Below are 25,909 nucleotides of genomic sequence, written 5' to 3' on the forward strand. Positions count from 1 at the left end.
CCTCAGGCTCACCCAAAGGACCTCTTAATGAATGTTCAACTCGTAATCGACAACGTCGCGCAAACGGCGTCTAACGGTAAGACCTATCAGCGTATCGATCCGATCAGCGGCAAGGTCGTCACTACGGGGGCCGCTTGCAGCGTGGACGATGCGCGGCGAGTTGCGGCTTCTTCGCAGCAAGCGTTCAAGACGTGGTCGAAGGTCGGCCCAACCGAGCGTCGCCGGCTGCTGCTGGCCGCGGCTGATGCGCTGGAAGGCAAGATGGAGCTGTTTTGCACCGTCATGGCCGAGGAAATCGGTGCGTCGCGTTTGTGGTCACAATTTAACGTGGGCGCTTCCGCCAACCTGTTGCGCGAAGCCGCTGCACTGACCACACAAATCAAAGGCGAAACACTGGCGACCGATAAACCGGGTACTTTATCCGTGACCCTGCGTCAGCCCGCCGGCACGGTGCTGAGCATCGCGCCGTGGAACGGTCCGGTAATCCTAGGCACTCGCTCCATTGCTTACCCGTTGGCCTGCGGTAACACGGTGATCTTTAAAGGTTCGGAGAACAGCCCCCGCACGCATGAACTGCTTGCCCAAGCCTTCTATGACGCAGGTTTCCCGCCGGGCGTGGTGAACTTCATCATCTCTGCCCCCGAAGATGCTGGCGCCGTCACCGAAGTGCTGATTGCCCACGACACGGTACGCCGGGTGAACTTTACCGGCTCGACCAACGTGGGCCGAATGATTGCCCAGACTTGCGCCAAACATCTCAAGCGTTGCTTGCTGGAACTGGGCGGCAAGGCGCCGTTTATTGTGTTGGAAGATGCCGATCTGGATGGCGCGGTCAATGCAGCGGTGTTCGGGGCTTTTCTGTACCAGGGGCAAATTTGCATGTCGACCGAGCGGTTTGTGGTCGATGAAGCGGTTGCCGACATTTTTGTCGCCAAGTTTGCAGAGCGTATTCGTGGCCTGGCGCAGGGCAGTCCTGTGACCAATCCAGCCAGTGTCGTAGGCCCGATGATTGCCCAAGGTTCGGTTCAACGCATTAATCAAATGCTTGATGATGCCATTGGCAAAGGCGCCTCGATTGTGGCCGGTGGGCTGGCGGAGCAGGCGCAGATGGCGCCTACGTTGGTCGATCGTGTGACGTCGGCCATGGAAATCTACGATGAGGAAACCTTCGGTCCCGTTACAACGGTGGTCCGTGTGAAAGGTGCCGAGCAGGCGTTGGAAGTCGCCAATGACACAGCATTCGGCCTGTCCTCGGCAATTTTCAGCCGTAACGTCAGCCTCGCCCTCGACCTAGCGAGCCGCCTGGACGCCGGTTGTGTGCATATCAACGGGGCCACCGTGCAAAACGAACCACAGGCACCTTATGGCGGCATGAAGAACAGTGGCTACGGCCGTTTTGACGGTAGTGCAGTCATTGAAGAATTCACCGAAGTGAAATGGGTCACGGTCGAGCCTTCCGACCAGCCTTATCCGTTCTAACGACAAAGCATTGAGGCCGGCTCCACGGAGCCGGCGGTTACTACTCTCGAATAGATCACGGCACTCCGGGTGTCGCGCCCGGTGCTGCCTGCGAATTTTCAACGCACACATGGTTGCCACAATGAATAATAAAAAAACCGTTGTCGCTGTAACTGTCCTGTCCAAAATGCCTGCTTTGACTGTTGGTTGCGCGCTGGCATTTTGTCTGCCCGCCGCCCAGGCTACCGAGGGTGGTGGATCGTCCTACCCGATGGGCGCCGACAATTACATGACCGGGGCCATGCCGCCGCCTGGTTTCTACGCGCAGATTTTTGCAGAACGTTATCGTGCTGATCGGCTCCTGGATAATCGGGGCAAGTCGGCGCTCGATGATTTTCACCTGAGCGCCGATGTAATTGCTCCGAGGCTGATCTGGGTGACCGAGCAAAAGGTCCTTGATGGCGACCTGGCGTTTCATCTCAACGTGCCCTTGGTCGACCTGCGGGTTGACGTGAACGGTCAGCATCAGAAGAAAACCGGCATGGGCGATATCATCTTCGGCCCGGCGCTCGGCTATCACTACAGTGATAAATTCCATGCGATCTACGCGCTGGATATCTTCGCCCCCACCGGCCGTTATGACCGCGGTGACCTAGCGAATATTGGCCGCAATTACTGGGCATTCGAGCCGATTGCCGCGTTCTCGTATGTCGATCCTGCCGGAGTGAATGCCGATATCAAGCTGATGTATGACTTCAACTTGCGCAATCGCGCAACGGACTATCGCTCAGGGCAGGAACTGCACGCTGACTACTCACTGGGTTGGGGCTTCGCGAATGGTTGGGTTGTGGGCGTCGGTGGCTATATATATCGACAGACCACCGATGATCATCAAGATGGCGTTCGCGTTGAGGGCAACCGCGGGCGTGCATTTGCCATCGGCCCGTCAGTCAAATACGCGAGCAATTCCGGCTGGTTCGTGACCGCGAAATGGCAAAAGGAAAGCGAAGTACGCAACCGTCCGGAAGGCGAAGCTTACTGGGTCAAGCTGACTATTCCTCTTTAGCGAAAAGTGGCTGGCAGCTCCTTGCCTGCCAGCATGAGCTCGCTGATGAAGCGCGGGGCGGCGTTGGGGCACGTGCTTCTGTATGCAATGGCCTTGATGGCGCTGCCTGTGTCCGGCTGGTATTGGAGTTCAGTGGCGGATAAAGCCATCCTCGTCGCTGGCTTGTTTGTTTTGCCGCCGTTGGTCGCACCCCATCCCGATCTCTATGATGTGGCCAAGCTCGTGCATACATGGACTGCTTGGTTTTGCGGTGCGCTCGTTGGCGCGCACTTGCTGGTGGCGCTCAAGCACCACTTTGTCGACAAAGACGAGATCCTCAAGGGCATGCTGCCCGCGTTGAAGCGCTGAATGCCGGGGAGCTGGCAACGGCACCTATCTGAAGGTTTTCTGCATCATGGAAACCACCAGCGCGAGACTTGCAGCCACAATGATTGCCCAGAAGTACTCCATGCTGGCAACAAGCGTTGCCTGCTGATGCAGGTTTTGGGCAAGCGTTGCCACTGAAATCTGATTGGTCGGGCCAGCCACATCGAATAGGCCAATCACTTAACACCTTCTTCCGCGGTAGTCTTGGCCAAGCGCAGGCTCTGCATTGGGACAATCATGCCACTAGCCCCCGAACGGGCCAGAAGCGTCAGATAAACAGCCTGTCCTACGACGCCTAAAGACTCTCAGGGTCGCCAAAGAACATCTGAATCCGCGACCGCAACCAACGCTCCCCAGGATCGTTATCCTGCGATCCCCGCCAAGCCATGTGCAGCTCAAACGTGCGCACCGGCAACGGCGGGTCCTCTGCCCGCAAGCCGCCAGCAGCGGTCAGGGCTTCGGCGGCGTAATCGGGCACCGTTGCCAGAATATCGGTACCTGCCAGCAGCGTACCGAGGCCGTTGAATTGCGGCACCGCCAGCACGACGTGGCGTTTGCGGTCGAGCTTCTCCAGCTCTTCATCGATAAACCCGCTCAGGTCGCCGGCAAATGACACCAGGGCATGGGGGCGGGCACAGAAATCATCCAGGCTCAGGGCGCCGGGCATGCTGTCGGCCCGCAGCAGCTTGGGCAGGCTGCGGCGCAGGATCTTGCGCTTGGCGTTGGCCGGAAGGTCGGTGGTGTAGCTGACTCCAATGGAGATTTCCCCGGAAGCCAGCAGGCCTGGCATCAAGATATAGTTGACGCGGCGCACCACCAGCACGATGCCCGGTGACTCGGCCCGCAGGCGTTTGAGCAGCATGGGCAGCAAGGCAAATTCCACATCGTCTGACAGACCTATGCGAAAAACCGCCGTGCTGGTGGCCGGATCAAACTCGGAGGCCCGGCTGACCGCCGTGGAAATCGAGTCCAGTGCCGGTGAGAGCAGGGCGAAAATTTCCACCGCCCGTGCCGATGGCTCCATGCTGCGCCCGGTGCGCACGAACAATGGATCATCGAACAGCCCGCGCAGGCGTGACAACGCAGCGCTGATGGCCGGCTGGCCGAGGAACAATTTCTCGGCGGCACGGGTCACACTGCGCTCATGCATCAAGGTTTCGAATACGATCAACAGGTTCAGGTCGACACGACGCAGGTCGTTACGGTTCATCTTGTGTCCCAGGCGGCGTCAGTAAACTTGACGAGGGCAGCCACATAAGAACAATGGCCGGCATGAATCTTACGGGGAAAGGCTGGTACTCTGCACCGGATAATTCAGTTTTCCTACGCAGTTTGAGGTGTTTTCCGCAGGTGCGGAATCAATGGCAGACATGTCGACTATTAATGGTGACCGGTGGCCTTGCCCCGAAAGCCCAGATAAAGTCCATGGCATTAGAGGTTACTTTGACGAGGTTTGCGATGTCCCGCACGATCCGCTTTCACAAGTTTGGTCCGGCCGAGGTGCTCAAGTGCGAAGAGCATGCAGCCACGTTGCCTGCACCGGGCGAAGTGCAGGTGCGTGTCGAGGCGATTGGCATCAGTTGGTACGACATACTCTGGCGCCAGAACCTGGCGCCCTCCCACGCTCGCCTGCCATCAGGCCTTGGCCATGAAATGGCCGGGGTGGTTGAGGCCGTAGGCGATGGCGTCGATGACCTGAAGGTGGGTGACAAAGTCGCCAGTTTTCCGGCCGAGAGCCCCAATGATTACCCTGTCTATGGCGAAGTGATCGTCTTGCCCCGTTCGGCCTTGACCCGTTACCCGGATGTCCTGAGCCCGGTGCAAGCCAGCGTGCATTACACACCGCTGTTGATTGCCTACTTTGCCTACATGGACCTGGCACGGGTCAAGCCTGGGCAATTTGTCCTGGTGACTGACGCCAGCCATTGCGCTGGCCCCTCGTTTGTTCAGTTGGGCAAAGCCTTGGGTGTGCGGGTAATCGCCGCGACCAAGACAGCTGAAGAACGTGAAAACCTGCTGTCCCTTGGCGCGGAAAAGGTCATCGTCACCGAAGAACAAGACCTGCTGATGCAGATCAACAAGCTGACCGACAATCGCGGCGTCGACGTGGTATTCGATGGCCTGGGTGGCCCGCAAATGTCGCTGCTTGGCGATGTACTGGCTCCGCGCGGCAGCCTGGTGCTCTATGGCTTGCAAGGTGGCAACCAGACGCCATTCCCGGCCTGTGCCGCGTTCCAGAAGAACATCCAGTTCTTTGTGCACTGCATCGGCAACTTCACCGGCAAGCCGGAGCTGGGGATCATCCAGGACCAGGTAGCGTTGCAACGGGCCCTGCGTGATATCAACCAACTCACCGCAGACGGTGTGCTGGTACCGCTCAAGACCCGAGTGTTCCCGTTCAACGAGTTTGTCGAAGCTCACCGCTACATGGATGAATGCCCATGCCGCGAGCGCGTTGCGTTGCAGGTCGAAGCTGTTTGAGCTGTAGAAATGTTCGTAAATGGACATTCCACCTGCGCTTCTGATGGGGCAAATACGCCATTTAGAAGGACTGGGCTTACGTTTGTGCTGAACACGTAAGCTCAGGTTTTACTCCTCCAAATCCCGCTCTTGCCGCCGCCCTTAATCTCAGTGAGCCAGCGGGCAGCCCTATATGGCGCACGCCCTCAAGCAGGAATAGATTGGGTAATCCTGAATCGCAATTTGATGTGGGATAGATACCGTCGCGCGGTGGTCGAACTCCCAGTAAACTGCATTTCTTTTCCGAATCTTTCTCTTTCAGAGGTTTTTGCATGACTCTCAGTCCTTTTGCGGGCAAACCGGCGCCAGCTCAGTTGCTGGTGGACATCCCGCGACTGGTAACGGCCTATTACACCGGCCAGCCTGATGCAGCGATCTCCACTCAGCGCGTGGCCTTTGGCACTTCCGGGCACCGGGGCAGTTCCTTCGACCTGAGTTTCAACGAATGGCATGTACTCGCCATCAGCCAGGCCATCTGCCTATATCGCGAGGCCCAGGGCATCAACGGCCCGCTGTTTGTCGGCCTGGACACCCATGCGCTGTCCACCCCTGCTGGTGCCAGCGCACTGCAAGTGCTGGCGGCCAATGGCGTCCACGTGATGCTTGCCGAAGGCGATGAGTACACGCCGACCCCGGCGATTTCCCACGCCATCATTTGCTACAACCGCGGCCGCACCACCGGCCTGGCGGACGGTATTGTCATCACCCCGTCCCACAACCCACCCCAAAGTGGCGGCTACAAATACAACCCACCCAACGGCGGTCCGGCCGATACCCACGTCACCAAGTGGATCGAAGCCAAGGCCAATGAACTGCTGGCCAACAAACTCGCCGGGGTCAAGCGCATCACCCACGCCCAGGCGCTGAAGGCTGACACCACCCACCGTCACGACTACCTCAACAGCTATGTCGCCGACCTGATCAACGTCATTGATATGGATGCTATCCGCAGCGCCGACTTGCGCCTGGGTGTCGATCCTCTGGGCGGAGCAGGGGTGCACTACTGGTCAGCGATTGCCGAGCACTACCGTTTGAATCTGAAGGTAGTGAACACTGAGGTCGACGCCACCTTCCGCTTCATGAGTGTCGACTGGGATGGCCAGATTCGCATGGACCCCTCGTCGAGCTACGCCATGCAAGGCTTGATCGGTCTCAAGGATCGTTTCGACGTGGCCTTCGCCTGCGATCCGGATCACGACCGCCACGGCATCGTCACGCCCTCCGGTGGCCTGTTGGCGCCGAACAACTACCTGGCGGTATCCATCGACTACCTGTTCCAGAACCGTCCCGAGTGGCGCGCCGATGCTGGCGTGGGCAAGACTGTGGTCAGCAGTGGCTTGATTGATCGGGTGGCGGCGCGTATGGGTCGACGCCTGTATGAAGTGCCAGTGGGTTTCAAGTGGTTTGCCGACGGGCTGTTTGACGGCTCCCTGGGCTTTGGCGGCGAAGAAAGTGCCGGCGCCTCGTTCTTGCGCAAGGACGGTAGCGTCTGGAGCACCGACAAGGACGGCCTGATCCCGGCCCTGTTGGCGGCGGAAATGACCTCGCGCAAGGGCCAGGACCCCAGTCAGATCTACCGTGGGCTGACGGATGCACTGGGCGAGCCGTTTGCCATTCGTGTTGATGCCAAGGCCACGCCGGCGCAAAAAGCCTTGCTCGGCAAACTGTCACCGGATCAAGTCACGTCCACACAACTGGCCGGGGAAAGCATCCAGCAGATCCTCAGCCATGCGCCCGGTAACAACCAGGCGATTGGCGGGCTGAAAGTCATGACCGAAAACGGCTGGTTCGCCGCGCGGCCATCGGGCACCGAGGATATCTACAAGATCTATGCCGAGAGCTTTATTGGCGAGGATCACCTCAAGCGTCTAGTGCAAGAGGCTCAGGTGTTGGTGGATGGGGCGATTTCGTCCAAGTAACACCGTGGATTAGAGGTGGGGCGGTTGGGTACATATCCGTTATTTTGGTTAGGGCGGCTTAGGGTTACGCCCTTACGGCGTGTCACTTTGCAAAAGCGGCAAAGTAACCAAAGCGCTCTTGCCCCACCACTTGGTGCCTCGCTTAGGCTCGGCATGCCTTCACTCCGGCATTGCTCCGTGGGCCGCCGCGATGGGCCATCCTTGGCCCAGCGCGGCTAAACCGGCGTCCTGCCGGTTTACCCACGGATCAATGCCTGCGTTCAGCCATCGTGGTTAACGGGGCGCCTTAGATCAAGATCAAAAGCACGGCGGCCTGGTAGCCGACCTGAGTGGTGAAAAGCAAAAGCGGATCTACTGCCCACTGTCCACTGTAGGAGCGAGCTTGCTCGCGATGGTCGTTAACGATGACGCTGGCTTCCTGGATGAACGCGGTGCCCTCAGGTTCTTCGCGAGCAAGAACTAGGCGTCCCCCTCGCTCCTACAGAAAAGCGGATGGGCACTGGCTTTGCTCTGCTCTTGATCTGCCTGCCCATAAAACCAGAGGCCGAACGCAGGTATTGCGCAGTGGGTAAACCGGCAAGGATGCATGTGCGGTGTAACTGACCTACCTCGGGATACCTAGCCCCTGGCCGGCCCATTGCCAATCTGCCAGACAAATGGCGGTTCAGTCCCGTTGATCACCCAATCCCCGACAATCCGTGCCTTGTAGATCACCGGGTTGTGGGACGACACCGTGCGCGCATTGCGCCAATGCCGATCCAGGGATTTACCCTCGCGGATATCCGAAGCCCCCAGGGCATTGAACAGCTCACTGCTGGCGCGCTGGATCAACTCTGACACCACCACCTGAGCCGTGGCCGACTCGATCTCGGCAGCGACATTGGCCTCGCGCTCCAGCGCGTCATCCCCGCCAAAGCGCGCCAGGTAAGCCCGCTGTGCCGGTATCGTCGCTTTCAAGGCGCTGGCCTCGGCGGCGTATACCAGGGCGGCGACTTCACCGACCACCTGCTGAATCTGTGCATCCTGGCTGACACGGGCGGCATTGCCGTGGCTGTAGATGCGTTTACGCGCACGAACCTGATAAGCCACATCCTTGAGCGCCGCGCGGCCGATACCGGCCAATGTTGCCAGCAGCACCAACTGGTAAAACGCCGTCTGGTATTTGAAGCGCGTGGCAAAGTCGATCACGTTCTCGGCATCAACCACCGCATCGGTAAACCGCGATGTGCCGCTGCCCGTGGTGCGTTGGCCAAAACCGTCCCAGTCATCGCTTTGCACAATCCCCGGCTGGCGAGTGCGGGTGGCGGCAATCACGTCGCCGCCGGTGTCGCTGCGCTGGGCGTAGACGTCGATCCAGTCGGAGAAAATGCTCCCGGTGCTGTAGAACTTCTCGCCGTTGAGTTTCCACTTGTCGCCGTCGGGGCTGACCTTGGTGATTACATCACCGATGGCAACGCTGCCGATTTCGGTCCAGGCACAGCCGACGATATCGCCGTCGACAAAGCGCTTGAACCACAGATCCCGACCAGCGCCGGGCGGTGCATTCAGACGGTCCTCGGCAAAGGCGAAGTGCCCGCGCAGGGCCTGGGGTACGTTGGAGTCGGCTTCAGCCAACTCAATCAACAGTTCAAACAGCTGAGGCAGGGACGCGCCGCCACCACCGTATTCCACCGGCACCCGCACCGCGCCGAAACCAGCTTCTTTCAGCCACTGGATCGGCTCACGGGGCAGGGCGCGGGTTTGCTCACGCTCCACGGCACCTTCGGCGATACGCTCAAAGATCGGCCGGAAGCGCTCGGTCAGGGCCTGGTAATCGACGCCGGTGGACAGTGGGTTGATGACATGTTGCTCGGTCATGGGGACAGCTCCTGGGCAGGCAAAAAAGGCGGTGCGTTGCCAAGGTGTTTGCACGGTCCATGCCGAGGTTAAAACCCCGTATTTACAGGGCAACAACCTGCTTCAAGTGTTGCGCCACCAACAGCAATCCAACAAACCCCCGATATCTGCAACATCAGACAGTGCGGGGTGTCCACACCCAATTACCGCCCCAGAGCCCTGGCTTCGGGCATCTGCAATACGCTGGCACGCTTGCTGCTCCATGCCCTGCATATCCCCTTGTGTGAGGTACCGTTCAATGAGTCAGCAAGCAGTCAAATTTGCCTATTGGGTGCCCAACGTCAGCGGCGGGCTGGTGGTGAGCAAGATCGAGCAGCGCACCAGTTGGGGCATCGACTACAACCGCAAACTGGCGCAACTGGCCGAGGAAGCCGGGTTCGAATACGCCCTGACCCAAATCCGTTTCACCGCCGGCTATGGCGCCGAGTACCAGCATGAATCCGTAGCCTTCAGCCACGCGTTGCTGGCGGCGACCACCACGTTGAAAGTCATCGCGGCGATCTTGCCCGGCCCGTGGCAACCGGCCCTGGCGGCCAAGCAACTGGCGACCATCGATCAACTGACCAACGGCCGCGTCGCCGTCAACATCGTCAGCGGCTGGTTCAAGGGCGAGTTCCAGGCCATCGGTGAACATTGGCTGGAGCACGACGAGCGCTATCGCCGCTCCGAAGAATTCATCCGCGCCCTCAAAGGCATCTGGACCCAGGACAACTTCACCTTCAAGGGTGATTTCTACCGATTCAACAACTACAGCCTCAAACCCAAGCCTCTGGGCGAACCCCATCCGGAGATTTTTCAGGGTGGCAGCTCCCGCGCAGCACGAGATATGGCCGCACGTGTCTCGGACTGGTACTTCACCAACGGCAACACCCCGCAAGGTATCAAGGCCCAGGTCGATGACATTCGCGCCAAGGCCGCCGCCAACAACCACTCGGTAAAAGTCGGGGTCAACGCCTTTGTCATCGCCCGCGACACCGAAGAGGAAGCCCGCGCGGTGCTCGCTGAAATCATCGACAAGGCCGACCCCGAAGCGGTCAATGCCTTTGGCGACGCGGCAAAACAAGCTGGCAAGGCATCACCGGAAGGCGAGGGCAACTGGGCCAAGTCCAGCTTCGAAGACTTGGTGCAGTACAACGACGGCTTCAAGACCAACCTGATCGGTACCCCGCAGCAGATTGCCGAGCGTATCGTCGCGCTCAAAGCGGTGGGCGTGGACCTGGTACTGGCGGGGTTCCTGCACTTCCAGGAGGAAGTGGAGTACTTCGGCAAACGGGTATTGCCGCTGGTACGCGAGCTGGAGGCCAAGGCCGGGATCAAGCAGGTAGCCTGATCGCTCACCTGGCATACACCACGACCGCCGCGCGCAACTTGTTATTGCCAAACCGGCACATCCGTTCGAACTCCCCGCGGCTGACAGGCAGGTGCTGGCAGTCCAGGGGCTGGCGGTGCTGGCTGTGGTCCACGTCCGGGTCATGCAGGTAGACAAAGTCTTCGTCGCAATCGGTGACGATCACCCAGTGGGGTGACTTGGAGCGGGTCAGGCGGTAGCTGCTGATCAAGACCAGCGGTTGCCCGCCATCACGCAGTACCTGCGGCAAATCCAGCGGCCCGCCGAGCACCTGCTCGACATCGCTGCTGGCCAGTTCTTCCTCGAAGGCGTCATGCACCAGGCGCATGACGTCTTTTTTGTGCTGATCACGCACCCCGTCCAGAAACAACGGCCCGCTGACATTGACCTGCATGTGCACCCGAAAGCCTCGACGCCAGGCTGACAGCGCCAACCCTTGAGGGCTGCAGCCGCCATGGCCGGCGGTCATGAACACGGTGGTCGCCTCGCGCCAGATTTGCAGTTCTTCGCGCCGCTGAGCCACACGCTCAGGTTGCAGGGCGCCCATGGCCATCAGCAAGCTCGCCGCGCCGCAGGTGAAGTCGGTGGTCTGCTGGTAATACGGCACGCTCAGGGCCCTGGCTTCCTGATGCTGGAGAATGCGCTTCTCCAGGCGCAGAGCGTCGGTGTGATCTTCGTAATAGTCATTGATCAGGGCAAAGCGCCGGTAGCCATTGCGCTCGTACAGGGCGATGGCGCCGGGATTGTCGGTGCGCACCTCCAGGCGCAGGTAGGCACAGTCATGTTCCACGGCGCAGTCTTCAATACGCGCCAGCAGTTGCTTGCCCAGCCCCATGCCACGGGCAGGAGCGGCAATGGCGATTGAATACAGGCGTGCCAGCGAAGTACCACGATGGAACAGCACCAGCGCGTAGCCGAGTAGCTGCTCTTCGTTTTCGGCCACTAGCAGGCGCCCGTTGGCACGGCTGATCATCCACTGAAAGCTGCGGGGCGAGAGCCGGTCAGTGGTGAAGCAATGCTCTTCCAGTACCACTAAGGCCGGTAAGTCATCAAGGGTTGCAACGCGAAAGGAAAGAGCCATATGACCGCCGTAAAAGTTGCGTAACGAAACGGGACTTCTCTGAAATATCGTGCTTAATAGAAAAGGTCTAGTTCTCTAAAGCGGATCAATCAATATGTCAGCGGTACAAGGTCATTGGCGTGAAGTATCCGAGCAAACAGTGGCGGCGACAATAACTTCCGCCGGTTATTTTCCCACACCTCCCAAGCCGTCAAGTCAAGTCGTGATTATTGTTGAGCGCAAGGAGGACTGGGCCTCCTACTTCCCCAGCGAAGACATTGTTACCGCCCAGGAATACCTTGAGCAAACCCGGGAAAGCGAAACCGGCAAGCGGGTCCAGGTGATCAACCTGTGTCGCAGCTACAAGTACCTGGGACACGGCTACTACTGCTCGCTGCTGGCCGAGGCGCGTGGCCACAAGGTTATTCCGTCGGTGCGCACCATCAGCGAGCTGACGAAAAAATCCCTCTACGGCCTGGCCCTGGATGACCTGGATAAAACCCTTGATAAAGCCCTGAGCCATCATCTTTATAGTAATACCGAAGGTTTTACCCTGACACTTTATTTTGGCCGAACGAATATCGAGCCACTGCAGGACTTGGCTCGCCAGTTGTTTGAAGCGTTTCCGTGTCCGATATTGCTAGTTGAGTTTCGTAAGAATAACGGCTGGCATATCGAAGGCATAAAATCTGGCGTGTTGCATAAGTTGCGTGACGATCAGGAAGATCAATTCGCCAACGCCCTGGACAACTTCAGTCGCAAGATCTGGCGACAACCACGCTCCCGCCGCCTGGCCCGTTATGACCTGGCGATCCTTCATGATCCCCAGGAACAGTTGCCGCCGTCCAACGCCAAGGCGCTGGAGAACTTCGTGCGAGTGGGCAAGGGCTTGGGCATCGATGTCGAGCTGATTGAACGCAAGGATTACTCCCGCCTGGCCGAATACGACGCCCTGCTGATCCGCGAGACCACCAGCGTCGACAACCACACCTACCGCTTCGCCAAGAAGGCTGAGAGTGAAGGGCTGGTGGTGATGGATGACCCCGCCTCGATCCTGCGTTGTACCAACAAGGTCTACCTCACCGATATGCTGAAAAGCCATCAACTGGGCATGCCCGCCACCGAGATCCTCTACAAGGAGCGACCGGAAGATTTCGAACGGGTCGGCGAGCGCCTGGGCTTCCCCCTGGTGTTGAAAATACCCGACGGTTGTTTCTCCCGAGGGGTGATCAAGGTGGAAAGCCAGCAAGAGCTGCTGACGGCCACCGCCGAATTGTTCGAACATTCTGTGCTGTTGCTGGCCCAGGAGTTTTTCTACACCGAGTACGACTGGCGCATCGGCGTGCTCAACCGTAAGCCGATCTTTGCCTGCCAGTACTTCATGTCCAAGGGCCATTGGCAAATCTACAACCACAAGGCCATCGGCCAGGACATCAACGGCGAGTGCCGCACCATGGCGGTCCACGAAGCGCCCAAAGCGGTGGTGGACCTGGCGGTGAAGACCGCCAACCTGATCGGCGACGGGCTGTACGGAGTGGACCTCAAGCAGTCCGGCGACAAAGTGGTGGTGATCGAGGTCAACGACAACCCTAACATGGACGCCGGTATCGAAGATGCCTACCTGCAGGACGACTTGTATTCCCTGGTGCTGGAAGAATTTGTCCGCCGCCTGGAACTCAAACGCCAAGGCCAGGGGTGGTAATGCACGATGATTCAGTGCTTTGAATTGACCGATGGCGCGCTGCGCAGCAGTCAGCGCGAGGCCGCCGACATCATGCTGTTCAACAACCCCGATGCCCACGAGCGGGAACTGCTGCGCGATCACTACAAGCTTGACGAGCACGCCCTGGCCTCGGCGCTGGACCCGGACGAGGTGTCTCGCATCGAGTTTCACCCTGACAACCTGTTCCTGATCTGGAAACGCCCGGAAAACTACTCCGGTGCCGGCAACCTGGTGTTCGAAGTATCGTCCTGCGGCCTGCTGTTTTCCCAAAACCGCCTGCTGGTGATTGCCACCGGCGACAGCCAGCTTTCAGGCCTGGGCGCCCGCAGACCCCTGTATACGCCGTTGGATGTGCTGCTGGACTTGCTGCTCAACAACGTCCATCACTACCTCGGCCACCTCAAGGTGATCAAGATGGTTGCCCGTGAGTTGCAGCAGCAATTCAACGCCTCCATGCACAATCGCCATCTGATGCAGATGTTCAACCTCAGCGAAAGCCTGATCTATTACATCAACGCCTTGCACAGCAACGGCGCGGTGCTGGCCCGCTTGCGCAACCACGGCGAAAAGGAACATTTCAGCGCCCAGACCCTGGGGTTGATCGACGACCTGATCATCGAGAACAACCAGTGCTACAAACAGGCGGAGATTTATTCCAACGTGTTCTCCGGGTTGATCGAGGCCCGGGGCAACCTGATGAACAACAGCACCAACAACCTGCTGCGCAAGCTGACGTTGATCAACGTGGTGTTCCTGCCATTGAACCTGATTGCCAGTATTGGCGGCATGTCCGAGTTCAGCATGATGACGACGGGCACGCCGTGGTGGGTGTCGTACCCCTTGTTCCTGACTGCGATGGGATTGGCGGCGGGGTTGATGGTGCTGGGGCTAAAGCGCATTGCAGGAGGCGCCCACCCGTAGAGACCCTGTTCGCGGTCAAGCTTTAGCGAGGCTGCGTTGGGGGCTGATCTGATGGTGGCGGTGTGGCGCCGACGTAGCCTCGCTGGAGCTCGACAACTGCTACGGTGGTTTTTGTGTAGATACTCCCCTGTATGGGCTTTATGTTGGCTGTAAAGTCAACACCTCAAACCCGTCCGCCGTCACCACCACGGTATGTTCCCACTGCGCGGACAAGCTGTTGTCACGGGTTACTACCGTCCAGCCATCTTTCAAGCTGCGCACTTTGGCGCTGCCCTGGTTCAGCATTGGCTCAATGGTGAACACCATGCCTTCACGCAACTCCATCCCCGTGCCGGGACGCCCGAAGTGCAGGATCTGCGGTTCTTCGTGCATTTCCCGGCCGATGCCATGCCCGCAATACTCACGCACCACGCTGTAGCCATTAGCTTGGGCGTGGTGCTGGATGGCATGACCAATATCCCCCAGGCGCGCACCGGGCTTGACCTGACGAATCCCGGCCCACATCGCCTCAAAGGTCATTTCCACCAGGCGCCGGGCCTTGGGCGTCACCGTGCCGATCATGTACATCTTGCTGGAGTCGGCGATAAAGCCGTCTTTCTCCAGGGTAATATCGATGTTGACGATATCGCCATCCTTGAGCACAGCCTTGGCATCCGGCATGCCATGGCACACCACTTCATTGATCGAGGTATTGATGGAAAAGGGGTAGTCGTATTGCCCAAGGCTTGCCGGCCGGGACTGCAAATCCCGTCGGATAAAGGCTTCGACGGCACGGTCCAACTCCAGGGTCGTCTGACCTGCGCTCACAAAACCGTCGAGCATGCTGAAGACCTGAGCCAGCAGGCGGCCCGACTCACGCATCAGTGCGATCTGTTCGGCATTCTTGATCATCAGCCACGGCCCCGGATCAGGTCAGGCTTGTCCAACAGCAGCTTGTTGATCAGGTCGTTGTAGGCCAGGTGCGGATTGAGTTCGGCCAGCAGGCCGATCTTGATCCAGAACTCCGCCTGGGCGTTGATGGAGCGGTCCATGGTGGCGCTGGCCAGACGGATTTGTTCATGCAGTTGATCGGTGATCTTGACGATGCCCATGAGCTTCACTGTGCAGGTTGATATACGAAGCGTATACGTTGCGTATATCAATAGTAAAGTCAGGGTTACGCGGCAGCTTGCGATGCCTTGGCCGATTGACGGTCCTGCAACCCGCGAACCACCAGGTACAGCAGTGGCCCAACGGACACGAAAATTGCCGTGAGCAACAGGTACGGCAGCACCGACAGTGCTGACCGACCACGGCTGCGAGCATCCTTGTACATCCAGATGCCGGCGAGTGTTGCCAGCAGGTACAAATCAATCACCACCTGCGCTGTGTCGGGGCGAGACATCAGGCTGATGCCGAAATCGAGCAAGGACTGCTCAGCTTGCAGCATCACCGAGACGGTGTAGCCGACGAAGGCGATGAGGGCGACCAGGGGCAATACAAGCTTTTTCATAGACGTTCCTTCCTTGGACAGGCAGCAAAGAGCTGCTCAGATTAGCGGAACGACTCCACAACTCAATGGCCGTTTGCCATTGACTTGTCATAAGCCGCCGGTTAATTTTGATTCATGACATTTCAAGCTTTACGTTCACAGCCAAACATTATTACCGCCATTTCTCATTTGGCGGGATAGCGCACGGCTGCACCCAAACCCGCCCTAGAGGCGGGTTTTGTTTTTCCGTCTCCAGAGCCTTGAACCAAAAGCCAGGAGACATCGATGAGCACCAGCCAGCCACGTCCCGTGACCCAGACCGTTGAGCGGGGACTGCTTGAGCACTATGTAAAAAAGAGTCTCGCGGTGTCGGTCAACTACGACGACACCCGCTCCATCACCGAGACTTCGGGCGCCTTGGCCGTTGCCGGTATCCGCAACCATGTTGCGAAAACCGGCGTCCAGGGGCAGACATAGGTAGCAATAAACTCCGGAGCCAATATCAACTTCGACAGCTTGCGCCATGTTGCCGAGAGGGTGGCCGCCCAAGAGCCGGTATAACCATGGATTAAACGTTTAAGCGAAACTATTCGGCGGCGGTTTTATTGACCGTGGCCGACGCTGACCAGACTCGATAGCGAACTTCGACATCTTTTGGCACATATATAACGATGGGCAACTTGCTGTTGTAGCGCAGGACGAATCCATCGCCTACCACCGGTACAAAGTCGGTACGGGTCTTGCCATCCGGACACGCCAATAGCGTACTCATCGGGCCGCTGACTTTATCTAGGCGGTAATAGGAATAGCCCCAGCCCTCAAGGTTCTTTTCTTCCAGCACGCCGCCCAATCGTTGGCGATTGCAATCGACAGGCAAGGTCTTTGCGGCAAGGATTTCTACCTTGAAGTTATCTTCCTGAGGGTGCGCCGGAAGATGGATGACCTGACGAACGAAACCCGCGTCCGCCTTGGGGTAGGGTGCAATATCTTCGAGTTTTGCGGCATTGGCCTGGGTGCAAAGACCTGCCATGCCAAGGAGGGCGAGTGAGATGCGCAGAGAGGGAATCATGAGGCGTCCTTGGGAAAATATACGGATAGAGCATTCATTTGGATGGGTCGCTTTGAAAGCGTCACTGGGCAAAACGAACGTGTCCACGATGCCAGCCTGCGCGCCTTGCTGCAAATTGCATGATTGCACGCAGGCTTAATTGCAGAATGCACGAGCCGTCAAACGTGAGTAATTGGCAAATCATTGATCCTGGTGCGCGCGGACTCGTACTCGCACACGGCATGTTTAATGCTACGAATATATTTTGTTACCGCGCGATTGAGTTGTCGGCGTAGCAATGAACCACTTCAAACGGGTGAGTGCTAGCGGTCTGCCACACAACTTATGTAAGTATCGCTGCCGCTTATGAGAAAAGGGTCCAACGCTTCAAGACTCAGCCGAGTAGGCTTGGTGGTTGAAACCGTCTTCCATGGTTGGCAAGGCGCAACAGGCAGGCGCAACCGTGCGGCTGCCAACGATACGTACATCCATAAAAACCTATTGGCAGTCTCAAAAAAGGAGAGGTTGGCCATGCTTTCGGATCTAGAGTTACGCAGCATTATTGAAGGAAGTTTCCTGCCTAAACGTTGCGAATGCATCAAGGCCGAGGATGCTTCGCTGACGGTCAAAATCTACGACGACAAAGACCATGAGCGAGTGAATCTGCTAGTGACGGGCATTCGGGCGGATAAACTCGATAGCAGTCGAGCCATCTGCAATCTGATCACCGGGTTGCGCGAAGACCTCAAGCAGCAACACATCCCTCCTCTTACAAGAGTCGGTGCGCGTCCCTACTATTATTAAAGGGAGGGCTGCGGCTGTGTAAGCGCTGACTTCTGGGCCTGGATAAATGCCAGGCCCAACGCCGCTTCTGTGATCACCGCCAGCAAAATTCCGGGCCCCGCGTGGCCGTTGAGCCATTCGCCGACTCCCAGCACCGCCAGCGCAAAACAGCCGGTCACAAAGCCTGTGGTCATGGCTCGCCGTGTGGCCGATGGCAGGGCATGCCGGACTCGATAAAACATAATGCCGATGCCCAGGAACAATGCGGCGTTGCGTCGGGAGACCAATCCCGTGGCGCTCGAATACTCGACACTCCACAGCCACAGCAGCAGGTCGGGCCGCAGCCCCCAGATGATCGCCAGGGCGAAACACAGCAGGGCGGTGAAGGTGGCGACGGTACGGAAGCTGAGCTGCATGGCGAATCCTTTCGGCCGTTTCAGAAGGGCAAAAGCATACCGGGTGATGAGGCGCTTGTCCCGAGTGCTTACCGTCCCGCGCCATCAATTCTGCAAAGTACACGCATCGAAAGTCCCATGCCTTTTCCTCTAACCAGAAAAGTCTGATACGGCGAGGTTGCGCGCTGTTGCTAACGTCTCTGTCGGAGCCATCCACGTGATGGAAAACAGGTAGGCGGACATGAACAACAGGCGGAATTAACCTTGCAACAAAAAATCGCAGCAGAGTTTCTCGGGACGTTCTGGCTGACGTTCGGCGGTTGTGGCAGTGCAATCCTAGCGGCGGAGTTTCCAGAGTTGGGTATCGGCTTTGCCGGCGTTTCCCTGGCGTTTGGCCTGACGGTGCTGACCATGGCCTATGCGGTGGGCAGTATTTCTGGAGCGCATTTCAACCCGGCAGTGACCATCGGCCTGTGGGTCGGGCGTCGAATGCCGGGGGGCGATGTGTTGCCTTACATCATTGCCCAGGTTGCCGGAGCTATTGTGGCGGCTGCGGTTCTGGCACTGATTGCCAGCGGTCGTCCGGATTTTGAGTTGGGCGGGTTTGCCGCAAATGGGTTTGGCGAGCTGAGTCCGGGGCAATACAGCCTGCTGGCCGCGATAGTGGCAGAAGTGGTGGCAACGTTCTTTTTTGTATTCATCATCATGCGAGTCACCTCACCCGGTGCGCCGGTGGGGTTTGCCCCCATCGCCATTGGCTTGACGCTGACGTTGATCCATCTGGTGCTGATTCCAGTCACTAATACATCAGTGAACCCGGCCCGCAGCACAGGGCCGGCGTTGTTTGCCGGTGGTGCGTATCTGACACAACTCTGGGTGTTCTGGGCTGCTCCAATAGTGGGAGGTGTGGCGGGAGCGCTGGTTGCCCGGGCGGTCAGGGAGAAATAACGCTGTAGGCGCGCACCGACACGGTCGGCGCGCGGTTTGTCCAAGTCAGTCCAACTGGTGACGATACGGCAAGTCCGGACCGGTCTTGGCGCAGGTCAAGGCGGCGGCGCGAATGGCAAACTTGAGCATGCTGTCGAGCTGTTCACGCGTCAGCTGTTGCAGCCCATCGACCGAGTCCAGTTGCTGCTCGGTCAACCAGGCGATCAACGCCGCCTGGAAGGTATCACCAGCGCCGACGGTATCGGCCATCACCACCTTGACCGCAGTCGCCGACCAACTGCCGTGCTGACGGCTAAACACCGTGGCGCCATCGCCGCCACGGGTCAGGAAGATCAGTTGGCAACGGTGCTGCAACCAGCCTTGCAACACGCTTTCCGGGGTTTGGCCGGGGTAGAGCAGGTGCAAGTCCTCATCACTAACCTTGATTAGGTCGGCATGCTTGACCAACTCGGCCACGCGCTGGCGCCATAGTTCGATGTTCGGCTCGGGATTCAGGCGAACGTTGGGGTCGAGGCTGATCAGGCGTTTGCCACTTTCCCTACGGACCAATGCCAACAACGTGTCGGCAATCGGCTGCACCACCAGGGAGAAGGAGCCTATGTGCAAGCCGCGAACTTCTGGCCCCAGCGCTGGTAAATGCTGCACCTGTAATTGCCGGTCAGCGCAGCCTTCACCGCGAAAGCTGTATTGCGGTGAACCGTTGGCGCCCACGGCAACCATCGCCAAGGTGGTCGGTGCGGCAAACTCCAGCAGGTAATCCTCGCGTACGCCTTCCAGCTTGAGCACCTGCAGCAAACGCTGCCCCAGGTAATCACTGGATAAACCAGCGAACAGCCCGGCGTCGATGCCCAGGCGGCGCAGCCCCACCGCAACGTTGAACGGCGAGCCGCCAGCAATGGCCTTGAAATTGACCTTCGATGCCTGGCCGCTGGCATCGTCTTCGCTGAAAAAATCAAACAGCGCTTCGCCACATACCAAATACATATTCGTTCGCTCTTAAAGGGATGCTACGTGCTGTTGATAACGCTCATAGGCGTGTTGATAGGCGCTGACGCTGGTTGCCACAGGCTTGCTCAGGCTGGCCGGATCGACACTGACGCAACGAGCGCAAAGGGCCGCCAGGCTTTCACCAGACTGGCACCAGGCCGCCTGGATCGCCGCGCCCAGGGCCGCCGCTTCACTTTGTTCGGTACAGATGACTTCGGTGTTCATGATATCCGCGACCATCTGCCGCCACACCGGGCTTTTCGAGCCGCCACCGATCAGGCGGATACTTTGACTTTGCAGGCCGGCCTGGCGCAACAGGTCCAGACCGTAGCGCAAACCGAAGGTGGTGCCTTCGACCACCGCGCGACACAGATTGGGTCGGGTCAGGTTGGTCATGGTCAAGCCATGTAGGCTGCCGGTGGCGTGGGGCAGGGCGGGCACTCGCTCGCCGTTGAGGAACGGCAACATGCTGACGCCATCGGCACCAATCGGGGCCTGGGCGACCTGGGCGTTGAAGCTGGCCAGGTCCAGGTCCAGCAGCTCGCGGATGACGCCGGTGGCGTTGGTCAGGTTCATGGTGCAGATCAACGGCAGCCAGCCGCCGCTGGACGAACAGAAGGTTGCCACCGATGCCTGGGGGCTGACGCTGGGTTGATCACTGAAGGCGTAGACCGTGCCGGATGAGCCGAGGCTCATGGTGATCACGCCAGGGGCGATGTTGCCGGTGCCGATAGCGCCCATCATGTTGTCGCCGCCGCCGCTGGACACCACGGCATTGGGGTTGATGCCCAGGCGTTCGGCGATGGCCGGGAGAATGCTGCCCACTGCCTGATTGGCCTCAATCAACTGCGGCAGTGCCGCTTCCAGGCGTCCGTCGGGGTCGATATGACGCAGCAGTGGCAGATCCCACTCACGGGTTCGCACGTTGAAGTAGCCGGTGCCCGACGCGTCACCGTATTCGGCGCATGCGCGGCCGGTGAGCCAATAGTTGAGGTAGTCGTGGGGCAGCAGGATATGGGCGATGCGGGCGAAAACGTCCGGGTGTTGCTCGCGGGTCCAGAGCAGTTTCGAGACCGTATAGCCTGGCGCGATGGCCACGCCCAGGCGCTCCAGGGAACCCTGTTCGCCGCCCAGATGTTGCAGCAGTCGATCGTTTTGCGGGGCGGTTTCGGTGTCGCACCACAGCTTGGCCGGACGCAATACCTGGCCTTGGTCATCGAGCAACACCAGGCCATGTTGCTGGCCGGAGACGCCAATGCCGAGGATGTCCTGGCCGTCGACCCCTGCCTGCTGAAGCGCACGGTGAGTGGCTTCGGTGAAGGCGTCCAGCCACTGGTGGGTGTCCTGTTCGCGGCGGCCATTGGCGCCGCTGATCAGCGTATGGCTGGCCGCGCCCAGGCCAAGAACCTTGCCGCTGGTGGCGTCGATGACGATGGCCTTGGTGCCCTGGGTACCGCAATCGATACCTAGGAAAAGGTTTTGCTGGGTCATTACGGGTTCCTTCAACTGATATTGGCCAGCAACCGCTCCAGCGTCTTGCTCACACCCACATCGCGCAAACTGGCAAAACACCGTTCAAACGCTGCCACAAACGCTGGCGAGTTGGGAATGGAGGTGCCAAAAATCTCTTCCACCCCCAGCAAGCGTTGACTGATCAATGCATCGTCAGTCACCAGGCCCTGGCAAAATTCGGCACGGGGATCGGGGATCTTGTAGCTCACACCGTTTTCATCCACACCCTTCAAATACAGCGCCCAGGCTGCTACGACCAGCGCCGCACGCTCGGTCTCGCGACCGTCGGCAATCAGCCGATTGATGGTTGGCACAGTGAACTTGGGAAATTTCGACGAACCATCGGAACACACTCGCTCCAACTGATCGGCAATCGCCTGGTTAGAGAAGCGATCCACTAGGGTCTGCTTATAGTCTGTCAGGTCGATGCCCGGCACGGGCGCCAGTTGCGGCGTCACATCCAGGTCCATATAAGCACGCATATAAGCCACGAACAGCGGATCGTTCATGGTTTCGTGGACAAAACGATAGCCCTTGAGAAAACCCAGGTACGTCAGCGCCAGGTGACTGCCGTTGAGTAGGCCAATTTTCATCTCTTCATAAGGCGTAACGTCATCGGTGAACTGCACACCGACCTTTTCCCAGGCCGGGCGGCCGTTGACGAACTTGTCTTCCAGCACCCACTGCACAAACGGCTCGCAGACCACCGGCCAGGCGTCGTCGATGCCGTGTTCGTCATGCAATTGCAGGCGATGGGCCGAACTGGTCATCGGTGTGATGCGATCGACCATGGCATTGGGGAAACTGACATTGGCCTTGATCCAGTCATACAGGTCGGCATTGTGCAGCGCAGCGAAGGCCAGCAACGCCTTGCGGGTGACGGCGCCATTGTGTGGCAGGTTATCGCAGGACATCACGGTGAACGCAGGAATGCCGGCGGCACGGCGCTTGCTCAGGGCGGCGCAGATAAAACCGAACACGGTTTTCGGCGCGCCCGGATGGGCCAGGTCATGCTGGATCTGCGGCAGGTGGGCCATGAATTCGCCGCTGCTGTCGTCGATGCAGTAGCCGCCTTCGGTGATGGTCAGCGAGACGATGCGAATCTCTGGGCTGGCCAGTTTGTCGATCAGCACCTGGGCACTGTCTTGCGCCAGCAGCATGTGGCTGATAGCACCGATAACCCGCACTTCGGTGTCATCGGTATCACCGAGTTCATACAGGGTAAACAGATAGTCCTGACTCGCCAGGTCATCCCGCGCCTTGCGGTCTTCTGCCCGTAGGCCAACGCCGCAGATGCTCCAGTCCAGGTCCACACCGGTGTTCATCAAGGCATCGGTGTAATACGCCTGATGAGCCCGATGGAAACCGCCGACGCCGATATGGGCAATGCCCTGTTTGGTATCGGCAATGGCGTAGGCTGGCAATTTCACTTCGGGGGCCAGTTGCGTGAGGTTTTGCTTGTTCAGTTTCATCAAGGGTTCTCGCGAAATCAGGCGGCAGCGCGCAGTGGACGGGCCACAGCCACGCCATCGGTGTCGAAAAGATGGCAGTGCACCGGGTCCAGGTGCAGCTTCAACGTTTCGCCATACTGGCTGGCCATGTCGCCACGGATGCGCAGGGTCAGCGGTTCGCCGTTTGATGTAATGACGTGGCAAAAGGTGTCGCTGCCCAGGCGCTCGCCGACATCGGCGGTGACGGTCAGCGTGGTATCGCCGGGCGAGGCGAGTTCCAGGTGTTCCGGACGAATACCCAGGGTCACCTGGCTGCCGATGCTCAGGGTTGGGCTGCTCAAGGGCAGACTGATGCGCGTGCCAGCATCCAGCTCGACTTCGCAGCCCTGGCTTTCAAGCCGCGTGACCTTGCCTTTGAGAAAACCCATTTTTGGCGTGCCCAAAAAGCCCGCGACAAACAGATTGGCCGGTTGGTGGTACAAGTCCAGCGGCGAGCCGACCTGTTCAATACGGCCGCTGTTGAGCACCACTACCTTGTCAGCGAGGGTCATGGCTTCCACTTGGTCGTGAGTTACGTAGATCATGGTCGCTTGCAGTTCTTTATGCAGGCGCGCCAGCTCCAGGCGCATCTGCACCCGCAACGCGGCGTCAAGGTTGGACAGCGGTTCGTCGAACAGGAAGATTTTCGGATTGCGCACAATGGCGCGGCCGATGGCGGCCCGTTGACGCTGACCACCAGAGAGCTGCTTGGGCTTGCGTTCCAGCAACGGGCCGAGTTCGAGAATGCGCGCCGCTTCATTGACCTTGCTTTCGACGATTTTCTTGTCGACACCCGCCAGGTCCAGGGCAAACGACATGTTCTTGCGCACGCTCATATGCGGGTACAACGCATAGGTCTGAAACACCATCGCCAGGTCGCGCTTGGCCGGGGTCACTTCGGTGATGTCGCGGCCATCCAGTTCGATGGTGCCTTCGCTGACTTCTTCAAGGCCCGCAATCAGGCGCAGAAGGGTGGATTTACCGCAGCCTGACGGGCCGACGAAGACTACGAATTCCTTGTCATTCACTTCCAGGTCGATGCCCTTGATGATGGAAAAGCCTTCGAAACCTTTTTGCAAGTTCTTGATTTTCAGGTTGGCCATGATGGGCCTCCACTTCTAATTATTGGTGTTGAAAGGGCCGTTATTTCACGGCGCCGAAAGACAAGCCGCGGACCAGCTGTTTCTGGCTGATCCAGCCAAAAATCAGGATCGGCGCGCAGGCCAGGGTCGACACCGCGGACAACTTGGCCCAGAACAAGCCTTCGGGGCTGGAGTAGGAGGCGATCAATGCGGTCAATGGCGCAGCGTTGGACGAGGTCAGGTTCAGCGACCAGAACGCCTCGTTCCAGCACAGGATCAGCGACAGCAACACCGTGGAGGCCAGGCCACCCTTGGCAATCGGCAGCAGCACCCGGACCATTTCCTGCCACAGCGTGGCGCCGTCCAGGCGCGCGGCTTCGAGGATGTCCTTGGGAATGTCCTTGAAGTAGGTGTAAACCATCCAGACCACGATCGGCAGGTTGATCAAGGTGTAGATGATGATCAGCGCAACCCGCGTATCCAGCAGGCCAAGGCTCTTGGCCAGTAGGTAGATCGGCATCAGTACGCCCACTGGCGGCAGCATTTTGGTGGACAACATCCACAGCAGCGTGCCCTTGGTGCGCTGGGTTTCGTAGAAGGCCATGGAGTAGGCCGCCGGCACCGCAATCAGCAGGCACAAGGCGGTGGCGCTGAAGGAAATCACCACCGAGTTCCAGGCGAAGCTGAAGTAGTTGCTGCGCTCGTTGATGTGCAGGTAGTTCTCAAGCGTGGGCGTGAAAATGAACTGCGGCGGCGTGGCAAAGGCGTCGATTTCGGTCTTGAAACTGGTAAGCACCATCCAGAAGATCGGGAAGAAAATCAGGATCGCGATGGCCCAGGCCAATGTGCCGAGCAGCAGGCTTTGCAGGCGGCGGGATTGTTGAAGCGTCATGGCGCGGCCCTCAAGGCTTGTCAGTCAGGTTTTTGCCGAGCATCCGCACCAGGATGATCGCCGCGATATTGGCAATGACCACGGCAATCAAGCCGCCGGCCGACGCCATGCCCACGTCGAACTGCACCAGCGCCTGGTTGTAGATCAGGTAGGCGAGGTTGGTCGAGGCGTAGCCGGGGCCACCGTTGGTGGTGGTGAAGATTTCAGCGAACACAGAGAGCAGGAAGATGGTTTCAATCATCACCACCACGGCGATGGGGCGCGCCAGGTGGGGCAGGGTCAGGTGCCAGAAAATCGCAATGGCACCGGCACCGTCCAGGCGGGCGGCTTCCTTTTGCTCCTGGTCGAGGGACTGCATGGCGGTCATCAGGATCAGGATGGCGAAGGGCAGCCATTGCCAGGACACAATGATGATGATCGACAACAGCGGGTAATGGGCCAGCCAGTCCACAGGCTGGGCGCCGAACAGCTTCCACACCGCCGCCAAAACGCCAGACACCGGGTGGAAAATCAGGTTCTTCCAGATCAGCGCACCAACGGTGGGCATGATGAAGAACGGTGAAATCAGCAAGACCCGCACCAGTCCTCGGCCGAAGAACTCGCTGGCCTCAAGCAGGGCACTGATCAGCACGCCCAGCACCACGCTGATCAACAACACGCTGCCCACCAGCAACAGAGTATTGGTCGCACCAGGCAGGAAGCCTGAATCGGTAATGAAGTAGGTGAAGTTCTCAAGGCCCACGAATTGGTTTTCGCCGGGATAGAGCAGGTTGTAGCGGATCAACGAAAAGTACAGGGTCATGCCCAGCGGCACGATCATCCACAGCAGCAACAAGGCCACCGAGGGGCTGACGAGGAACCAGCCGGGGTTGATCAGGCGGCTTTTACGCGCCTTTTCTGGCTGAGCAGTTTGCACTTGGGCAGTGGTGGTATTCATGGTGATCACATGCTGAGTAGTGTCAGGGCGAAGTTACCCTAGGCGCTCCGGCTTATTGTTGTGTTGTGGCGAGCGGGCTTGCCCGCT

Annotated in this window: 24 protein-coding genes and 3 pseudogenes; 12 read left to right on the plus strand and 15 right to left on the minus strand. The window is 58.8% G+C overall.

Annotated elements, in window-relative coordinates; all coding sequences use genetic code 11:
- Window positions 1-27 precede the first annotated feature (27 nt).
- The 3 genes and pseudogenes from FQ182_RS15145 to FQ182_RS15155 form a co-directional block, all read left to right on the plus strand.
- Window positions 28-1,479, plus strand: a complete 1,452-nt coding sequence (locus tag FQ182_RS15145) for an aldehyde dehydrogenase (RefSeq protein ID WP_149413359.1) — start codon at window positions 28-30, stop codon at window positions 1,477-1,479.
- A gap of 121 nt (window positions 1,480-1,600) precedes the next feature.
- Window positions 1,601-2,524, plus strand: coding sequence for a transporter (locus FQ182_RS15150; RefSeq protein WP_149413358.1), 924 nt, complete (start codon window positions 1,601-1,603; stop codon window positions 2,522-2,524).
- Window positions 2,525-2,542: 18 nt separating this feature from the next.
- Window positions 2,543-2,872: pseudogene (locus tag FQ182_RS15155) on the plus strand (cytochrome b); the annotation flags it as partial.
- 24 nt (window positions 2,873-2,896) lie between these two features.
- On the opposite strand, the gene FQ182_RS29810 reads toward FQ182_RS15155, so the two are convergent.
- The gene (locus tag FQ182_RS29810) at window positions 2,897-3,070 is read right to left on the minus strand and encodes a hypothetical protein (protein ID WP_178114457.1); all 174 of its coding nucleotides are present in this window, start codon (window positions 3,068-3,070) and stop codon (window positions 2,897-2,899) included.
- A 115-nt stretch (window positions 3,071-3,185) separates the two neighbouring features.
- Window positions 3,186-4,100, minus strand: a complete 915-nt coding sequence (locus tag FQ182_RS15160; protein ID WP_149413356.1) for a LysR family transcriptional regulator — start codon at window positions 4,098-4,100, stop codon at window positions 3,186-3,188.
- A gap of 248 nt (window positions 4,101-4,348) precedes the next feature.
- On the opposite strand from FQ182_RS15160, the gene FQ182_RS15165 reads away from it, so the two are divergent.
- The 3 genes and pseudogenes from FQ182_RS15165 to FQ182_RS30695 form a co-directional block, all read left to right on the plus strand.
- Window positions 4,349-5,371 carry a zinc-dependent alcohol dehydrogenase family protein gene (locus FQ182_RS15165; RefSeq protein WP_149413355.1) on the plus strand — a complete coding sequence of 341 codons (1,023 nt, stop codon included), beginning with the start codon at window positions 4,349-4,351 and terminating at the stop codon, window positions 5,369-5,371.
- Window positions 5,372-5,682: 311 nt separating this feature from the next.
- Entirely contained in the window at window positions 5,683-7,329 is a 1,647-nt protein-coding gene (pgm, locus tag FQ182_RS15170) for a phosphoglucomutase (alpha-D-glucose-1,6-bisphosphate-dependent) (protein ID WP_149413354.1), read from the plus strand.
- Window positions 7,330-7,678: 349 nt separating this feature from the next.
- A pseudogene (locus FQ182_RS30695) lies at window positions 7,679-7,786 on the plus strand (outer membrane lipoprotein carrier protein LolA); the annotation flags it as partial.
- A 161-nt stretch (window positions 7,787-7,947) separates the two neighbouring features.
- On the opposite strand, the gene FQ182_RS15175 reads toward FQ182_RS30695, so the two are convergent.
- Window positions 7,948-9,186 (minus strand): acyl-CoA dehydrogenase family protein, encoded by a 1,239-nt coding sequence (locus FQ182_RS15175; protein WP_149413353.1) that lies wholly within the window; start codon window positions 9,184-9,186, stop codon window positions 7,948-7,950.
- 277 nt (window positions 9,187-9,463) lie between these two features.
- Between FQ182_RS15175 and sfnG the strand changes: the two genes are divergently transcribed.
- A complete protein-coding gene (gene sfnG, locus FQ182_RS15180) occupies window positions 9,464-10,555 on the plus strand; it encodes a dimethylsulfone monooxygenase SfnG (protein WP_149413352.1) in 1,092 nt (363 codons plus the stop codon).
- A gap of 4 nt (window positions 10,556-10,559) precedes the next feature.
- On the opposite strand, the gene FQ182_RS15185 is transcribed toward sfnG, so the two are convergent.
- A complete protein-coding gene (locus FQ182_RS15185) occupies window positions 10,560-11,654 on the minus strand; it encodes a GNAT family N-acetyltransferase/peptidase C39 family protein (RefSeq protein ID WP_149413351.1) in 1,095 nt (364 codons plus the stop codon).
- A 94-nt stretch (window positions 11,655-11,748) separates the two neighbouring features.
- Between FQ182_RS15185 and FQ182_RS15190 the strand changes: the two genes are divergently transcribed.
- Together FQ182_RS15190 and FQ182_RS15195 are read left to right on the plus strand one after the other, a co-directional pair.
- Window positions 11,749-13,335, plus strand: coding sequence for a RimK family protein (locus FQ182_RS15190; RefSeq protein WP_149413350.1), 1,587 nt, complete (start codon window positions 11,749-11,751; stop codon window positions 13,333-13,335).
- A gap of 6 nt (window positions 13,336-13,341) precedes the next feature.
- A complete protein-coding gene (locus tag FQ182_RS15195) occupies window positions 13,342-14,277 on the plus strand; it encodes a magnesium transporter CorA family protein (RefSeq protein WP_149413349.1) in 936 nt (311 codons plus the stop codon).
- Window positions 14,278-14,415: 138 nt separating this feature from the next.
- On the opposite strand, the gene map is transcribed toward FQ182_RS15195, so the two are convergent.
- The 3 genes from map to FQ182_RS15210 all read right to left on the minus strand — a co-directional run bounded on the left by map (window position 14,416) and on the right by FQ182_RS15210 (window position 15,769).
- Window positions 14,416-15,168: a type I methionyl aminopeptidase gene (gene map, locus FQ182_RS15200; protein WP_149413348.1), complete on the minus strand. Its 753-nt coding sequence runs from the start codon at window positions 15,166-15,168 to the stop codon at window positions 14,416-14,418.
- Window positions 15,168-15,368: a ParD-like family protein gene (locus FQ182_RS15205; RefSeq protein WP_133102580.1), complete on the minus strand. Its 201-nt coding sequence runs from the start codon at window positions 15,366-15,368 to the stop codon at window positions 15,168-15,170. The genes map and FQ182_RS15205 overlap by 1 nt, the downstream gene beginning before the upstream one ends.
- 65 nt (window positions 15,369-15,433) lie before the next feature.
- Entirely contained in the window at window positions 15,434-15,769 is a 336-nt protein-coding gene (locus FQ182_RS15210; RefSeq protein ID WP_149413347.1) for a DUF2834 domain-containing protein, read from the minus strand.
- A 342-nt stretch (window positions 15,770-16,111) separates the two neighbouring features.
- Here FQ182_RS15210 and FQ182_RS15215 point away from each other — a divergent pair.
- A pseudogene (locus FQ182_RS15215) lies at window positions 16,112-16,309 on the plus strand (threonine ammonia-lyase, biosynthetic); the annotation flags it as partial.
- A 25-nt stretch (window positions 16,310-16,334) separates the two neighbouring features.
- Here the strand turns inward: FQ182_RS15215 and eco are convergent.
- On the minus strand, window positions 16,335-16,817 hold the full coding sequence (eco, locus tag FQ182_RS15220) for a serine protease inhibitor ecotin (RefSeq protein WP_178114459.1): 483 nt from the start codon (window positions 16,815-16,817) through the stop codon (window positions 16,335-16,337).
- 510 nt (window positions 16,818-17,327) lie between these two features.
- Between eco and FQ182_RS15225 the strand changes: the two genes are divergently transcribed.
- On the plus strand, window positions 17,328-17,600 hold the full coding sequence (locus FQ182_RS15225; protein WP_149413395.1) for a DUF1652 domain-containing protein: 273 nt from the start codon (window positions 17,328-17,330) through the stop codon (window positions 17,598-17,600).
- Here FQ182_RS15225 and FQ182_RS15230 read toward each other — a convergent pair.
- On the minus strand, window positions 17,597-17,995 hold the full coding sequence (locus FQ182_RS15230; protein ID WP_149413346.1) for a hypothetical protein: 399 nt from the start codon (window positions 17,993-17,995) through the stop codon (window positions 17,597-17,599). The two genes, FQ182_RS15225 and FQ182_RS15230, sit on opposite strands and share 4 nt — an antisense overlap.
- 243 nt (window positions 17,996-18,238) lie before the next feature.
- On the opposite strand from FQ182_RS15230, the gene aqpZ reads away from it, so the two are divergent.
- Entirely contained in the window at window positions 18,239-18,922 is a 684-nt protein-coding gene (gene aqpZ / locus FQ182_RS15235) for an aquaporin Z (RefSeq protein WP_149413345.1), read from the plus strand.
- A gap of 45 nt (window positions 18,923-18,967) precedes the next feature.
- On the opposite strand, the gene FQ182_RS15240 is transcribed toward aqpZ, so the two are convergent.
- Genes FQ182_RS15240 through FQ182_RS15265 form a run of 6 tightly spaced genes read right to left on the minus strand, consistent with a single transcriptional unit; the run spans window position 18,968 to window position 25,822 of the window.
- Window positions 18,968-19,906 carry a carbohydrate kinase gene (locus tag FQ182_RS15240; protein WP_149413344.1) on the minus strand — a complete coding sequence of 313 codons (939 nt, stop codon included), beginning with the start codon at window positions 19,904-19,906 and terminating at the stop codon, window positions 18,968-18,970.
- A gap of 12 nt (window positions 19,907-19,918) precedes the next feature.
- Window positions 19,919-21,400, minus strand: a complete 1,482-nt coding sequence (xylB, locus tag FQ182_RS15245) for a xylulokinase (protein WP_149413343.1) — start codon at window positions 21,398-21,400, stop codon at window positions 19,919-19,921.
- Window positions 21,401-21,411: 11 nt separating this feature from the next.
- Window positions 21,412-22,893, minus strand: a complete 1,482-nt coding sequence (locus tag FQ182_RS15250) for a mannitol dehydrogenase family protein (protein WP_149413342.1) — start codon at window positions 22,891-22,893, stop codon at window positions 21,412-21,414.
- 17 nt (window positions 22,894-22,910) lie between these two features.
- Window positions 22,911-24,014 carry an ABC transporter ATP-binding protein gene (locus FQ182_RS15255; protein WP_149413341.1) on the minus strand — a complete coding sequence of 368 codons (1,104 nt, stop codon included), beginning with the start codon at window positions 24,012-24,014 and terminating at the stop codon, window positions 22,911-22,913.
- A 40-nt stretch (window positions 24,015-24,054) separates the two neighbouring features.
- Window positions 24,055-24,885, minus strand: a complete 831-nt coding sequence (locus FQ182_RS15260) for a carbohydrate ABC transporter permease (protein WP_149413340.1) — start codon at window positions 24,883-24,885, stop codon at window positions 24,055-24,057.
- Window positions 24,886-24,895: 10 nt separating this feature from the next.
- Complete coding sequence (locus FQ182_RS15265) at window positions 24,896-25,822, minus strand: carbohydrate ABC transporter permease (RefSeq protein WP_149413339.1); 927 nt, start codon at window positions 25,820-25,822, stop codon at window positions 24,896-24,898.
- Between the last annotated feature and the right edge of the window lie 87 nt (window positions 25,823-25,909).

The sequence above is a fragment of the Pseudomonas sp. ANT_H4 genome (assembly GCF_008369295.1).
GTDB lineage: Bacteria > Pseudomonadota > Gammaproteobacteria > Pseudomonadales > Pseudomonadaceae > Aquipseudomonas.